The 1,178-nt window shown below is 53.0% G+C and carries 1 protein-coding gene; it reads right to left on the reverse strand.

From position 1 onward, the window contains the following. Window positions 1–17 precede the first annotated feature (17 nt). A protein-coding gene (locus ACI77D_RS29275; protein ID WP_219097870.1) for an IS3 family transposase occupies window positions 18–1,168 on the reverse strand; the annotation gives its coding sequence in 2 pieces (ribosomal slippage) (window positions 18–934 and window positions 934–1,168; 1,152 coding nt in all). Between the last annotated feature and the right edge of the window lie 10 nt (window positions 1,169–1,178).

Consider the following 1,178-nt stretch of genomic DNA (forward strand, 5'->3'; position numbering starts at 1 on the left):
GAATCGCCCCGGATTTTCTAGACACTCTCCAGGCTCGCTGCGTAACGCTTTTCAAACTCTACCGGTGACAGCTGATTGTTGAAACCATGACGTCGTTTTGGGTTGTAAAACATTTCGATGTAATCGAACACATCATCCCGAGCATCCTGGCGTGTAGTGTAGATTTTACGCTTGATCCGTTCCCGCTTTAGCAACTGGAAAAAGCTCTCCGCCACAGCGTTGTCGTGGCAGTTACCTCGACGACTCATGCTGGCTACCAGGTTGTTAGCTTTCAAGAAGCTTCGCCAGTCTGAGCTGCTGTACTGACTGCCTTGATCCGAGTGGATCATCACCTCTTGCTTCGGCTTGCGTCTCCAAACCGCCATCAGCAGTGCATCAATGGCTACGTCGCTGGTCATCTGCGACTTCATTGACCAACCAATGATCTGGCGTGAAAACAGATCGAGCACCACGGCTAAATACAGCCAGCCTTCATATGTTCGGATGTAGGTAATGTCTGTGACCCAGACTTTGTTGGGTTCTCTGACATCGAATTGGCGCTTCAGTAAGTTCGGTGAGGCAACGGCCGGTTTACCGCCATATTTTCCCGGCCTCCGTCGATACCCAGTCTGAGAACGTAAGCCTTCAAGGCGCATCAACCTAGCCACCCGATGACGGCCACAGCTCTCACCAACCTCTCGCAGGTCATCATGGATCTTGCGATAGCCATAAACACCACCACTTTCCAGCCAGGAATGTTTTATCAATCCAAGCAGTCGCTGATCGTCCTTGGCTCGCGCAGATTTTGGTTCTGATAGCCACGCGTAGTAGCCGCTGGGATGAACCTTGAGCGTCAGGCAAAGCCGTCGAATCGCGTAATGCCCCGCTTGCTGCTTAATAAAGGCGTACTTCAGCCGCACTCCTTGGCAAAGTACGCGGCGGCCTTTTTTAAGATGTCTCGCTCCTCCGTCACCCGTTTCAGCTCGGCTCGTAGACGACGAACCTCAGCGCTCTGATCATCCTCCTTAACGCGCTGTTCCTGGGGCTTGGTGTAGCGCTTAACCCAGGCATAGAGGCTGTGCACGGACACACCCAATCGTGCAGCCACCTCCGAGACAGGAAGCTGCTTTTCGGTCACTTGCTTGACCGCCTGGATTTTGAATTCTTCGGGATATCGCTGGTTGCTCATGGCACCTCCT

The organism is Pseudomonas sp. O39 (assembly GCF_045447295.1).
Lineage (GTDB): Bacteria > Pseudomonadota > Gammaproteobacteria > Pseudomonadales > Pseudomonadaceae > Aquipseudomonas > Aquipseudomonas antarctica_A.